General features: G+C 73.9%; 9 protein-coding genes. 5 read left to right on the top strand and 4 right to left on the bottom strand.

The window, feature by feature from the left end; all coding sequences use genetic code 11:
* Positions 1–651 precede the first annotated feature (651 nt).
* Positions 652–2,661 (bottom strand): carbohydrate-binding protein, encoded by a 2,010-nt coding sequence (locus tag ACZ7JZ_RS11835; RefSeq protein WP_470936602.1) that lies wholly within the window; start codon positions 2,659–2,661, stop codon positions 652–654.
* Between the two features lie 234 nt (positions 2,662–2,895).
* Between ACZ7JZ_RS11835 and ACZ7JZ_RS11830 the strand changes: the two genes are divergently transcribed.
* Genes ACZ7JZ_RS11830 through ACZ7JZ_RS11810 form a run of 5 tightly spaced genes read left to right on the top strand, consistent with a single transcriptional unit; the run spans position 2,896 to position 8,864 of the window.
* The gene (locus ACZ7JZ_RS11830) at positions 2,896–4,251 is read left to right on the top strand and encodes an ABC transporter substrate-binding protein (RefSeq protein WP_470936599.1); all 1,356 of its coding nucleotides are present in this window, start codon (positions 2,896–2,898) and stop codon (positions 4,249–4,251) included.
* Positions 4,251–5,189 carry a carbohydrate ABC transporter permease gene (locus ACZ7JZ_RS11825; RefSeq protein ID WP_470936596.1) on the top strand — a complete coding sequence of 313 codons (939 nt, stop codon included), beginning with the start codon at positions 4,251–4,253 and terminating at the stop codon, positions 5,187–5,189. The genes ACZ7JZ_RS11830 and ACZ7JZ_RS11825 overlap by 1 nt, the downstream gene beginning before the upstream one ends.
* Positions 5,186–6,010 carry a carbohydrate ABC transporter permease gene (locus ACZ7JZ_RS11820; RefSeq protein ID WP_470936593.1) on the top strand — a complete coding sequence of 275 codons (825 nt, stop codon included), beginning with the start codon at positions 5,186–5,188 and terminating at the stop codon, positions 6,008–6,010. The genes ACZ7JZ_RS11825 and ACZ7JZ_RS11820 overlap by 4 nt, the downstream gene beginning before the upstream one ends.
* Positions 6,011–6,015: 5 nt before the next feature.
* Positions 6,016–7,872: a glycoside hydrolase family 36 protein gene (locus ACZ7JZ_RS11815; RefSeq protein ID WP_470936590.1), complete on the top strand. Its 1,857-nt coding sequence runs from the start codon at positions 6,016–6,018 to the stop codon at positions 7,870–7,872.
* Entirely contained in the window at positions 7,869–8,864 is a 996-nt protein-coding gene (locus tag ACZ7JZ_RS11810) for a LacI family DNA-binding transcriptional regulator (protein WP_470936587.1), read from the top strand. Before ACZ7JZ_RS11815 ends, ACZ7JZ_RS11810 begins: the two co-directional genes overlap by 4 nt.
* Before the next feature lie 129 nt (positions 8,865–8,993).
* On the opposite strand, the gene ACZ7JZ_RS11805 is transcribed toward ACZ7JZ_RS11810, so the two are convergent.
* From ACZ7JZ_RS11805 to ACZ7JZ_RS11795, 3 genes are all read right to left on the bottom strand, one after another.
* Positions 8,994–9,830 (bottom strand): DeoR/GlpR family DNA-binding transcription regulator, encoded by an 837-nt coding sequence (locus ACZ7JZ_RS11805; RefSeq protein WP_470936584.1) that lies wholly within the window; start codon positions 9,828–9,830, stop codon positions 8,994–8,996.
* A gap of 146 nt (positions 9,831–9,976) precedes the next feature.
* Complete coding sequence (locus tag ACZ7JZ_RS11800) at positions 9,977–10,729, bottom strand: class I SAM-dependent methyltransferase (protein WP_470936581.1); 753 nt, start codon at positions 10,727–10,729, stop codon at positions 9,977–9,979.
* A gap of 178 nt (positions 10,730–10,907) precedes the next feature.
* Entirely contained in the window at positions 10,908–11,627 is a 720-nt protein-coding gene (locus ACZ7JZ_RS11795; protein WP_470936579.1) for a TetR/AcrR family transcriptional regulator, read from the bottom strand.
* Positions 11,628–12,036: the final 409 nt, after the last annotated feature.

The raw sequence follows: 12,036 nt of genomic DNA, 5'->3' as shown, positions 1-12,036 counted from the left end.
GGACCTCCGCAGGGCCGTCGTGGGGATGCGCATCGACTGCAGCGGCCTGCGTGATGAGCTCGAACTGCGCGAGCTCGTACGCGCTCAGCCCGACCGGTGCGCACTCCGCCCGCGGGGTGCCGTGCGCGCTCTCCGCGCCGTGCGCAGCGGTGGGCCTGCGCCGCCGGACCGCCGCGCCCGGGCCCGTGCAGGGCGCGGGGCGGGCGGACGGGGCCGGCCGGCGGGGGCGGCCCCGGTCCGGACCGGCCGCCCGGTGCAGGGCCGGCCGGAGGGTCCGGGCGGCGGCCGGGCGGGGCCGCACGGGACGCGGGCCCGGGTGGGAGCCGTTCGGCGGGCAGGTCGGCTTGGCGCGCAGCAACACGGCAACTCCCAGGGGCGGCGGACGGGCGTGGACTCGATGAACGGTCGATGACGCATGAACATCGTGTCCACAGCCGCTCGAAGAGCTCTCGACGAGGCCTCGACGGGCCCTGGAAGAGCCCTGGAGAGCCCCTGGAACCCCCCTGGACGCCGCTGTGACGGCCCCCGCTCCCGCCCCCGTACGACGTACGGCCGGGTGCCTCCCCGCACCCGGCCGTACCGCGCCCTGCCCGCCCCTACCGCGGGCAGGGCGGTCTGTGCCGCGCCCTCCTGCGCGGATCCCCGTCCGGGTCAGCCCACCCGGACCGAGGCCGAGCGCCCCGGCGCGACCTTGACGACCGCGTACGTGTACGCCGCTCCGTCCACGACCTTGGTACGGGCCGGCCGCGGGACCCCGTTGACGGTGACGCGCGCGTGCCGGCCGGGGAAGCGCGCCTCCCAGGTGTAGGCGCCGGGGCCCCCGGTGTGCACCAGCGTGGACCCGGCCGCCCCGTCGTGGCGCAGCGAGAAGGTGCTGCCGCCGATCCGCAGGCCGTCGATCTTCAGCCAGTCCATGCCCGAGGGCAGCCGGGACTGGGTGGACAGGGCGCGGGCGGGCGCGTCCGGGCTGACGCCCATCAGGCCCTCCACGGTCTGGCCGACCAGGGTGAAGGAGACCTCCGGGTAGTCGCCGTTGGTGCCCTGGCGGGCGTTGACGTGCTGGATGTCCTTGCGGTCGTAGACGTGCTTCATCCACTTCCATGCGGTGTCGTTGCGGTTGTTCACGAAGAACGTGTCGGGCAGGTAGGTCAGCGCCTCGATGTTGGTGGGGCGGTCCCCGCCCGCGGCCTGCTCGTCGATGAAGTCGAGGTAGGCCTCGCGCCGCGGACCCGGGTCCACGATCCGCTTCATCGGCATGAACCAGCTGTTCTCCTTGCCCCAGCCGGTCAGCGCCCGCCCGTCGGTGGTGTAGCCGCGCACCATGTCGGCGCCCGAACCGCTGCCGCTCCAGGTCGTGTTGAAGTACCGCTTCAGCCGCTCGGCGCGCCGCTGGGACTGCGCGGCCAGGGCGCAGTCGCCCTTGGCGCGGGCCAGGGAGGCCATGGCCAGGTAGGCCTGGTACTGGGAGCCGATGCCGTCGCCGGCCTCGGCGAGCGGCTCGCTGCTCTGCTCGTTGTAGCTGGCGGTGCCCTGGAAGATGCCGCCGCCGGTGCCCTCGGCGACGGGGGTCGCGCCGTTGTCCTTGACCCCGTCGTGGAGGGTGACGAACTCCCCGGTGGCCCTGCGGTAGAACTCCCACAGCGCCGGGTCGTCGAGGTAGGTGCGGTCCCCGCTCCAGCGGAAGGCCTCGGCGGCCTTCTGGACCAGCTCGAAGGGGGCGGGCACCTCGCGGACGAAGCGCGTGGGGCTTCGGTAGTCGATCGACAGGTAGCTGCGGTTGTCGAAGTTCAGGGCCCATACGGGGTAGTACTTGTGCTCCGCGGTCGCGGAGGCGGCGAACGCGCGCAGCATGTCGCGGTTCTCGGCCGCGAGCCCGAGGGCGCCCGCCCCGGCGAGCTGGTGGGCCGTGTCGCGGGAGTAGTACCCGCTGCGGTTGGCGTAGCCCGCCCAGTACGAGGCGCCGTACGTGCCGGGGCCGCTGCCGGAGGTGTTGTTCTCGTCCACGTTCAGCGGGCCCGTGGTGCCGGGCAGGTGGACCCAGCTGTTCGCCTTGCGCTTGGCCCAGTCGAACATCTCGACGATCTTCGGGTCCGAGGAGCTGACCACCGGGTCCGCGGGGGAGGCGGGGGAGAGCATCAGGTCGTCGGCGTTCACCCAGCCCCGGCCGGACTCGAAGGCGATCTCCAGGGTGTCGCCGGGGGCGAGGGTGATCCGGCTGAGGGTGTGGCGGCGGTAGTTGGCCGCGGCGGGCAGCACCTTCTCCGCCGCGGGGACGCCGTTGACGCGGGCCGCGAAGCGGCCGTCGGGGCCGCCGGTCGCGGTCCACGCGGAGACGTCGTACGTGCCGTGGCCGGTGGCGGTGACGGTCTGGGAGACCTTCATGCCCGTGCCCCCGTCCAGGTAGGCGAGGCGGGTCCCGCCGTGCGGGTAGTTCCCGGCCACCCCGGTGCCGGAGGTGAACTCCCAGCCCGAGGTGCCCTCTTCGAAGCCCGGGTTGGCCACGGCCAGCGGGGCGGGGGCCGCCGCCGGGGCCGGGGCGGGGGCCACCCGGCCGCCGCAGCGCCCGGCGGACTGGGCCGCGGCGGGCCCGCCCAGGGTCAGCGGTACGAGCGGGGTGAGCAGCGCGAGCGCGCACAGCAGCGACACACGGGAACGCGTCATCGGGTTTCTCCCGGATCAGGTGGCGGAGCCGGCCGTGGTGGACGTGGCGGCGCGCGGCACGCTAGCAACCGTCCATGAATTCTTGCAACGGATCCGTCAGAACCTATTGTCGTGTCCGACTGAAAGTTTTCACTCAAGCCTTGTAAGTGCTGCATTCGCGTGGGTAGATTCCCGGCCGTCAACATCTGCGGCCCGCACGGCCGCGGAGCACGAGCAGGTCAGGGGTGGTCAGCCATGGAATTGGGACGACGCAGAGTGCTGAAGGCGGCGGGCGCGGCGGTCGCGGGAGCCGGCGCCGCCGGACTCGCCGGGTGCAGCGGCACGGGCGCCGCGGGCGGCGGCGCGGGTGCCGGCGGATCCGCCGGCGCCAAGGACAAGGGCCGCATCAGCGTCTGGTCCTGGCAGGGGCCCGCCGCCGAACTGAAGCTCCTGCTCCCGGAGTTCAACAAGAAGTATCCGGACATCCAGGTCACGGTCGAGGACATCGGCAACCCGGCCATCTGGGACAAGATCACCACCGGGCTCGCGGCCGGCGGCCAGGGCCTCGCCGACGTCCTGCACATCGGAGTCGACTACCTGCCCGGCTACGTCGAGCGCTTCCCCGGCGGCCTCGCCGACCTCGGGCCCCTCGGAGCCACCGCCCACAAGGACGCCTTCGCCCAGGGCCTGTGGCAGACCGTCTGCCCCGACGGCAAGCGCGTCAACGCCCTGCCCTGGGAGGCCAACTCGGGCGGCTTCTACTACCGCGCCGACCTCTTCGAGAAGGCCGGCGTCGACGCCGGGGCGCTCCAGACCTGGGACGAGACCATCGAGGCCGGAAAGAAGATCAAGGCCAGGACCGGGGCCCACCTCCTCGGCCTCGACAAGCCCGCCTCCCAGGCCGACGCGGCCAACTTCTTCCAGATGCTGCTCCAGCTCCAGGGCGCCTTCTACTTCAACCTCGCCGGCGAGATCACCCTCGCCTCCCCCGAGGCCGTGAAGGCCATGACCCTCATCAAGACCATGAACGACGCCGGGCTGGTCAGCGACCTGTCCGGTGGCTGGAACTCCCTGATGAGCTCCCTGAAGAAGGGCACCAACGCCGTCGTCCCCTCGCCCACCTGGTTCGGCGGCATCGTCGAGGAGCAGGTCCCCGACGAGGCCGGCAAGTGGAAGGTCCGGCTGCCCCCGGCCGTCCGCCGCGGCGGCCCCACCGCCGCCACGGTCAACTCCACCCACCTCGCGGTCTCCGGCACCAGCAGGCACCAGGCCGCCGCCTGGTCCTTCGTCGAGTTCGTCCTGACCCGCCCCGCCTCCCAGGTGCAGATCTACCGCGGCAAGGGCATCGCCCCCGCCCTGATGAAGGCGTACGAGGACCCGGTCTTCCACGAGCCCTCGGCCTTCTTCAGCAACCAGAAGAAGGGCGAGATCTTCCTCGAGGCCCTCAAGGCCCCCTCGCCCGCCTACAACTACACCTCCGACTACGCCCGCGCCCTCAAGCTCGTCACCGACGCCCAGTCCAAGGTCCTCCTCAAGGGCGCCGACCCGGCCGGGGTCCTGGGCGACGCCGCCGAGCAGCTCGGCCGCCAGACGGGCCGCAAGGTCCTGTGATGTCCGGCCCCACCACGCTCGCCGGGCGCCGCGCCCCCGCCCCGCCCGGCCCCCCGGCCGCGGGCGCGGGCCCGCGCGCCCGGCGCCGGCGCCGCCCGGCCCCGTACCTCTTCGTCCTGCCCGCCGTCCTGCTCTTCGCGGCCTTCAAGCTCTACCCGATCGTCTGGTCCTTCGTCCTCAGCCTCCACAAGAACGTGGCCGGCGTGGACACCTTCGTCGGCGCCGACAACTACCTGCGGCTGCTGGACGACCCGCTGTTCGCCACCGCACTGGCCAACACCGCGGTCATCCTCGCCGTCCAGGTGCCGGTCATGCTGGCCCTCGCCACCGCCCTCGCCGTGGCCCTCAACTCCACGCTGCTGCACGGCAGAGCCGTCTTCCGCCTCGGCTTCTTCCTGCCGATGATCACCGGCCTGGTCGCGTACGGGATCATCTTCTCCGTCCTCCTCAACAAGGAGTACGGGTTCGTCAACTGGGTCCTCGGCCTCGCCGGGTTCGACGCGGTGCCCTGGCTGACCGACCCCCTCTGGGCGAAGATCTCCCTCGGCCTCGCCCTGACCTGGCACTACACCGGCTACAACGCCGTCATCCTGCTCGCCCGACTCCAGACCGTCCCCGGCGAGCTCTACGACGCCGCAGCCGTCGACGGCGCCGGACCCTGGCAGACCTTCCGCCACGTCACCCTGCCCGGACTGCGCCCGGCCCTGCTGCTCACCACCGTGCTCTCCACCATCGGCACCCTCCAGCTCTTCGACGAGCCGTTCGTCCTCACCGGCGGCGGACCCGACAACGCCACCCTCACCATCGGCGTGTACCTCTACCGCAACGCCTTCGGCTACTTCGACTTCGGCTACGCCTCCGCGATCGCGTACGTCCTCGCCGTGCTCATAGGCCTGCTCGGCCTGGTCCAGTTCCGTGTCCTGGGAGACCGCTCATGACCACCCGCCAGGGCAGGGCCCTCCTGCTCACCTCGGGACTCGCCATCGCGCTCGCCGCGGTCGCCGTCCCCTTCTACTGGCTCGCGGTGGCCTCCACGCACAGCTCCGCCGAGATCTTCGACAGCCCGCCGCCGCTGCTGCCCGGCGGGCACCTCGCGGAGAACCTCGCCACCCTCCAGCGCGAGGCGCAGTTCGGCCGTGTCGTCCTCAACTCCACGGTCATCGCCGTGCTGTACACCCTGGGCGCCGGAGCCGTCTGCACCCTGGCCGGCTACGGGTTCGCCGTCTACCGCTTCCGCGGCCGCGACGCCCTCTTCGGACTGCTCATGCTCGGCCTGGTCATCCCCGGACAGGTCACCCTGGTCCCGCTGTTCACGATGATGGCCGAACTGCGCTGGCTCGACACGTACCAGGCCGTGATCATGCCCCATCTGGCGCTGCCCTTCGGCATCTTCCTCATGCGTCAGTCCATGGCGGCCCTGCCCGCCGAACTCCTCGACTCCGGGCGGATGGACGGCTGCGGCGAACTGCGGCTCTTCTGGTCGGTGGCCCTGCCGCCGATGCGCCCCGCCCTCGCCGCCCTGGCCATCTTCCTCTTCCTCTACCAGTGGAACGACTTCGTCTGGCCGCTCATCGTCCTGCGCGACAGCGCGTCCTTCACGATCCCGTTGGCCCTGGCCTCCCTCCAGGGACTGGACGAGACCGACTACGGGGCGATCCTGGCCGGCACCTCCGTCGCCGCCATCCCCATGGCCCTCGTGTTCCTGGCGCTCCAGCGCCACTTCGTCTCCGGCCTGCTCGCCGGCGCCGTCAAGGAGTGACCCCCGTGCAGAGCCCCCGCCCCCCCGCCCCCGAGGCCGTCACCACCGCCGGACTCGCCCCCGCCCGCTACGCCCCCCTCATCGACGGGGTCTCCGTCGCCGTACTCGCCCAGGCACCGGCAGCACCAGCCCCGGGAAAGCCTGTTCCGGGCGCAGCCACCCCGGACCCGGCGGGCCCCGCGGGCCCGGCCCCGCTCACCGACTCCGGCTGGTCCCTGGCCGAACTCCCCGGCGGACTGAGGATGCTGGAGGTCCCCTCCCGCGGCACCCCCGTCGAGATCCGGCTGTCCGTCCCCCTCGGCGACGCCGCCGGGTACTGGCACCCCAAGGGCGGCTGGCGCCGCACCCTGCTCGCCGACTGGGAGGGCCTCACCCGCGTCTCCCTCGTCGACGGGCACGCCGCGGGCTGCCTGTACGACCACTCCGGCCGCACCCTGCTCGCCTTCGCGGCGGCCGACCCCGTCCCCGAGACCGAGGTCCGCTTCGGGGTCTCCGAGGAGAACGACACCCACGTCGTCCACCTCAGACTGCCCGCCGGACCCGGACCCCACCGCATCCTCCTCGCCCCCCGCGCCCCCTCCGTCGCCACTGCCATGCGGGCCCTGCGTGGCTGGTTCGCCGCCCGCAGCGCCGCCCGGCCGGTGCCCGAACAGGCCCGCACCCCCGTCTACTCCACCTGGTACGCCTTCAACCAGGACGTCACCGCCGAGACCGTCGAGGCCCAGGCCGCACCCGCCGCCGCCCTCGGCTGCGGGGCCGTCATCCTCGACGACGGCTGGCAGGAGCTCGGGCACGGCCGCGGCTACGCCGGCCTCGGCGACTGGCGCCCCGACCCGGTCAAATTCCCCGACTTCGCCGCCCACGTCGCCCGGGTCCGCTCCCACGGCCTCGCCTACCTGCTGTGGACGGCCCCGCTGCTGCTCGGCCCCGACGCCGCCTGCCACGCCGAGTGGGCCCCGTACGCCCCCCGGCCCGCGACCGTCCCCGGCGCGCACGTCCTCGACCCCCGCCGGCCCGAGGTCCGCCGCCGGATCATCGACCAGTCTGCGCTGCTCATCCGGGAGTTCGGCTTCGACGGACTCAAACTCGACTTCCTCGACCAGGCCATGGCCTACGCGGGCGACGGCGGCGAGGACGTCGGCCAGGCCATGATCACCCTGCTCGCGGAACTGCGCGACACCCTGGAGTCCGTACGCCCCGGGGTGCTCCTCGAACTGCGGCAGCCCTACGTCGGCCCCGGCATGGCCCCGTACGGCAACATGCTGCGGTCCTTCGACTGCCCCGCCGACGCCGCCGCCAACCGGGTCCGCACCCTCGACACCGCCTTCCTCGCGATCGGCGGCGCCGTCCACTCCGACATGCTGCTGTGGTCCGAGGACGCCCCCGTCGAGGCCGTCGCCCGCCAGCTCACCGGCGCCCTGCATTCCGTCCCGCAGATCTCCGTGCGGCTGGACCGCGTACCGGACTCCCACCGCGCCGCCGTCGCCTTCTGGCTGGGCCAGTGGCACCGCCACCGCGGGCTGCTCCTCGACGGGGAGACCGAGCCCGGCCGCCCCGACGAGCTGTACCCGCTGGTGCGGGCCACGGCCGGCGAGCGCTGCCTGATCAGCGTCCACGCGGACCGCGTGGTCCCGCTCGACCTCGCCGCCCACCGGGAGTTCCACCTGGTCAACGGCTCCGACCGGCACCGGCTGATGATCGAGGTCACCGGCGGTGGAGGCTGGGTCAGGAAGGTGGTCCACGGCCCGGACGGCGGCCTTATGATGGACGGCCCGCTGACGTTCCTGCCGGAAGGACCCAGCTCGCTGGCCGTACCGCGCGGAGGTCTGGCATCGCTCACGATCACGGAAGGACCGCGATGAAGGTCGGCATCACCGACGTCGCAGCCCGCGCACAGGTCAGCGAGGCGACCGTCAGCCGGGTGGTCAACCGCCGCCAGGGCGTGTCCAAGAAGACCCGCGACGCGGTCGAGCAGGCCATGGCCGAACTCGGCTACGAGCGCCAGACCCAGGGCCAGCTCGTCGCCGTGGTCACCGAACTGGTCTCGAACCCCTTCTTCGCCGACGTCGCCGAGCGCATCGAGTCGGCCCTGGCCCCCCACGGGCTCAAGACCGTCGTCTGCCCCGCCTTCTCCGGCGGGGTCCAGGAGCGGGACTTCATCTCCGCCCTGGTCGACAAGGGCCTCGCCGCGGTCGTCTTCCTCTCCGCCTCGAACACCGTCGACGGCGCGGACACCGAGGCGTACGAGCTCCTGCGCCAGCGCCGCGTGCCGTACGTCGGCGTCAACGGGGTCTTCGCCGACGGCGTGCCCGCCCCCGTCTTCTCCACCGACGACGCCCTCGCCGCCGAACTGGCCGTCGACCACCTGCACCGGCTGGGCCACCGGCGGATCGGCATGGCCGCCGGCCCCTCCGGGAACCAGCCCGCCGACCGCCGGGTCCGCGGGTTCCTCGACGCGATGGCCCGCCGGGGCATCGCGGACGCCGAGCGCTGGGTGGTCCGCCAGTCCTACTCCGTGGAGGGCGGGCAGGGGGCCGTGGCCCCGCTGCTGGCCCTCGGCGCCACCGCCGTCGTCGCGGCCAGCGACTACATGGCCCTCGGGGCGGTCCGCGGGATCCGCCGCCAGGGCCGCTCCGTACCCGGCGACGTCTCGGTGGTCGGCTACGACGGCACGGTGATCACCGAGTTCACCGACCCGCCGCTGACCACCGTGCGCCAGCCCTCGGACCGCCTCGCACTGGAGGTCGGCCGCAGCGTCCTGGCCCTGGTCGGCCACCGCGAGGTACCCACGGGCGAACTCCTCTTCGACCCGGAACTGGTCATCCGCGCCTCCACGGGCCCCGCACCGCAGTAGCCGGTGCGGGCCGGTGCGGGCGCGCCCGGTGCGTCCGGTGCCTCCGGAAGAGCCGCGCCGCCCGTACCCGGCCCCGTACCCGCCGCCCGTACCGGGCCCGGCGCCGGACCGGGCCGCCCGCCCCCGGAGTCAGCCCCGGGGCGCCCCGCCCGCCGGGTCCGCCTCGGCCACCACCAGCTCCCCGACCGCGTCCGCGAGCACGGCCCGCGCCCCGGCCGGCAGCCCCGCGTCCGTCACGAACCAGTCCACCCGGTCCAGGTCCGCGAACCCGCTCAGCGCCACCACCCCCCACTTCGTGTGGTCGGCCACCACCGCCACCCGCCGCGCCGCGGCCACCAGCGCCCGGTTCGTCTGCGCCTCGGCCAGGTTCGGCGTGGTCAGCCCGGCGCCCTCCGCGACCCCGTGCGCCCCCAGGACCAGCAGGTCCACGTGCAGGGAGCCGATCACCAGGTCCGCCAGCGGGCCGACGAGCGCCGCCGAGGGGGTGGGGGAGCCCCCGGTGAGCAGCAGCGCCGGCCCCCCGGCCTCCGGCTCCCGGGCGGCGGCGGACCGTACCAGGTCCGCCACCGGCAGGGAGTTGGTGAGCAGTGTCAGCCGCGGCACGTTCAGCAGCAGCGCCGCGACCGCATGGGCCGTGGTGCCGCCGGACACCGCGACCACGCTGCCCGGTTCGACCAGGTCCGCCGCGGCCCGGGCGATGGCCGCCTTGGCCGCCGCTTCGCGCCCGGACTTCGCGGCGAAACCGGGCTCCTCCCCGCTGGTCCCCGCCCGCGCGGCCACCGCCCCGCCGTACACCTTCTCCACCGCACCGCGGCGGGCGAGGGCGTCCAGGTCCCGGCGGACCGTCATGTCCGAGACCCCCAGCTGCTCCACCAGGTCGGCCACCCGCACCGCCCCGTCGCGCCGCACCGCCTCCAGGATGAGCGTCCGCCGCTGATGGGCCAGGTGCGCCGCCTGCTCGGCCACGGGTCCTCCCGGTCGTGTCGAAGAAGAAATCAACAACATAACACCCGGATTCTCCGCCCAACTGCGGGGATTGGTGAGCGGTTCTGTTTGATTGGGTGCCGGTCAGCAGTCGGTCGGTAGCCAGTCAGTCAGCAGTCAGGTGACGGTCAGACGTGCTGGACCGTCCCGTCCCCGTCCCGCCGGAACAGGGCGGTCCACAGGAACGGCTCGCCGAAGCGCGCGGACTCCGCCGGCTCGTCCGCCATCCGCCGCAGCTCGACCGCGGTGAGCCCGCCGAAGATCCGGCGCAGGTCGCCGTCGGCGTACGCGAGCCCGCCGCGCAGCCCCGAACCGCGGTAGAAGGCGGCGTCGTCCAGCTCGGAGCCCATCGCCCCGGCGGCGAAGCAGGTGAGGCCCAGGTGCCCGCCGGGGGCCAGCAGCCGGTCCACCAGGGCGAGGTAGCTGATGCGGCGGTGGGGCGGCAGGTGGTGGAAGCACCCCGAGTCGTAGACCAGGTCGTACGGGCCGCTCAGCGCGGTCCCGGCCAGGGCGAAGGCGTCCCCGCAGTGGAAGCGCACCGCCGCCCCCGCCTCGCGCGCCCGCTCCCCGGCCCAGGCGACGGCCGCGGGGGAGAGGTCCACGGCGTCGACCTCGAATCCGCGCGCCGCCAGGTACAGCGCATTGCGGCCCGGACCGCACCCCAGGTCGAGGGCCCGGCCCGGACGGAGCGTCCCGCGGTCGAGGTGGGCCGCGAGGCTTTCGTCGGGCTTGTCCACGAAGAAGGGCACCCCGCGGGTGCGGTCCGTGTAGAACCCGTCCCACCAGGCGGCCCCCCTGCTCGTCCACCGGTCGTCCTCCGGTGCGAACAGCCCGTCCAGCAGGGCGAGTACGTCCTCGATCGTGCGCATGTCCCGGTCCATCCGGTCCCCCTTCCGCTCGCCGCCGATCGTAGATCCGCTTCGTGGGCGAGCCCAGGGGGCCGGTCGGGGCGGAAGGGCGCTTGTGGCCTTCTGACGGCCGTTCTTGTGTATAGCCATATCCCCCCATGGGGGAGGGGGTGCGGGGGGCTCCGGGATCGGTTGAGAGGTCGGAGAGGGGCTATTCTGCGGGCCGCTGCGCCAGCTTTGTGGAAAGGGTTCCGGGTTCGCCGCCCCCGGAGTCGGGGCCGTCGTGCCGGTGCGGCCCCGCGGCCTTCCAGGCGCGCATCGCGGTGGCCAGGAGGGCGTCGACGTACGCGGGGTCCGCCGGGGCGCGGGCCAGGAGCAGGCGGTAGTGCAGGGCGCCGTACACCAGGTCGACCAGCAGGCGGGGATCGAGGGCCGGGTCCAGTTCGCCCTGGGCCTGGGCGGAGCGCAGCCGCTGCGCGGCGGCCTCCTCCAGGGGGCCGGTGAACCGCTCGTGCACGGCCCGGGCCAGTTCGGGCCGGTGCTGGGCCTCGCCGATCAGGGCGGTGTAGTGCGGCCACAGGCCGGGGCCGGCGACCCCGGCCGCCGCGGCGTGCAGCTGTGCGCGCAGGTCGGCGGTGACGTCTCCGGTGTCCGGGAAGGTGGCCGGGTCCGCGGCCTCCTCGAGGAGGGCGTCGAGGAGCACCGCGCCCTTCGAGGCCCACCAGCGGTAGACCGTCGCCTTGCTCGCCCCGGCGCGCGCCGCGATGGCGTCCACGGTGACCCGGGCGTACCCGGCCTCCCGGCAGAGGTCCAGCGCGGCCCTCGTGATCGCGCGGGCGGTGCGCCCGCTGCGCCGGGCCGGATCAGGTGCGGCGGGCGGGGCCGCCGCCCGGGGCGGGGTCTGCGGCGGCGGTGCGGGGGGCGGGTTCATCGGCCGATGCTACCCAATGCCGAAACGAAACGAGTCGTATTGACAAGAGGGCGTGACGGGCGGCAGGATCCAGATCGAAACGAAACGCATCGTTTCATTCGGGGGGAACGCGGGGGACCGGCGCCGCGCACCGCCTTCGAGGCTCACGGGGGTGGCATCGAAGGCGGCGCACGGCCCCGGTCCCCTTCACCCGTACCTCCCCGCCTCCTTTGCGCGCGCCCCCGGGCCGTTTCGCGCCACAGCGGCCCGTAGTGCCGCGGCCGAGCGCCGGGCGGCGCCGGACCCGCTGTCCGGGCCTTCCGGCGCCGCCGGGGCCGTCGCGGCGGCGCGGGGTTCAGGCCATCCGAGGGGCGGTCTCATGGCGCGTGCATGACAATACAAGGTCCTTGTGTCACGCTCCCCGCGCACT

The organism is Streptomyces sp. NPDC038213 (genome assembly GCF_055600495.1).
Note: the sequence above shows the minus strand (reverse complement) of the source record. Positions and strands in the feature narration are given on the sequence as shown.

Excerpts from the sequence above, each read along its gene's own strand:
- ACZ7JZ_RS11835 (WP_470936602.1), bottom strand. The coding sequence starts at position 2,661 with ATGACGCGTTCCCGTGTGTCGCTGCTGTGCGCGCTCGCGCTGCTCACC.
- ACZ7JZ_RS11830 (WP_470936599.1), top strand. The coding sequence starts at position 2,896 with ATGGAATTGGGACGACGCAGAGTGCTGAAGGCGGCGGGCGCGGCGGTC.
- ACZ7JZ_RS11825 (WP_470936596.1), top strand. The coding sequence starts at position 4,251 with ATGTCCGGCCCCACCACGCTCGCCGGGCGCCGCGCCCCCGCCCCGCCC.
- ACZ7JZ_RS11820 (WP_470936593.1), top strand. The coding sequence starts at position 5,186 with ATGACCACCCGCCAGGGCAGGGCCCTCCTGCTCACCTCGGGACTCGCC.
- ACZ7JZ_RS11810 (WP_470936587.1), top strand. The coding sequence starts at position 7,869 with ATGAAGGTCGGCATCACCGACGTCGCAGCCCGCGCACAGGTCAGCGAG.
- ACZ7JZ_RS11800 (WP_470936581.1), bottom strand. The coding sequence starts at position 10,729 with ATGGACCGGGACATGCGCACGATCGAGGACGTACTCGCCCTGCTGGAC.
- ACZ7JZ_RS11795 (WP_470936579.1), bottom strand. The coding sequence starts at position 11,627 with ATGAACCCGCCCCCCGCACCGCCGCCGCAGACCCCGCCCCGGGCGGCG.